This is a genomic window from Flavobacterium sp. JAS (assembly GCF_020991455.1).
GTDB lineage: Bacteria > Bacteroidota > Bacteroidia > Flavobacteriales > Flavobacteriaceae > Flavobacterium.
The window spans coordinates 1-384 of sequence record NZ_JAJMOX010000061.1 but is presented as its reverse complement, the minus strand read 5'-3'; the positions used below and the strand labels follow the sequence as shown (position 1 = coordinate 384).

The following is a 384-nucleotide window of genomic DNA, read 5'->3' as shown; positions in this document are numbered from 1 at the left end:
TGATGTTAATTATCCACAAGACCGCATCGCATATATCGAACAGGACAGCAGCTGTAAAACGATCATTGATGAAGAGGAAATGATGTTGTATAATTTGGAAAGATTCAGATTCGGAAAAGAGAATCTAAACACTATTATTAAGCCAAATGATTTGGCATACGTGATCTATACCTCAGGATCTACAGGTCAGCCAAAAGGAGTTATGATCGAGAATAAAAACTTATATAATTACCTGAAGTGGTGTTCGGATTTTTATTTTGAGAATCAGCAACAGGGAGACTTTGGTTTGTTTAGTTCTTTGTCTTTCGATTTGACAGTTACCAGTATTTTCCTGCCATTAATTAGAGGCCATAAGATAAAAGTATTTGATAATAATTGGAATGT

General features: G+C 34.4%; 1 protein-coding gene. It reads left to right on the top strand.

What is annotated here, in order from left to right; genetic code table 11:
• Window positions 1-384: AMP-binding protein (locus tag LPB88_RS23740; RefSeq protein ID WP_230718289.1), on the top strand; the 384-nt coding region annotated here is incomplete at both ends.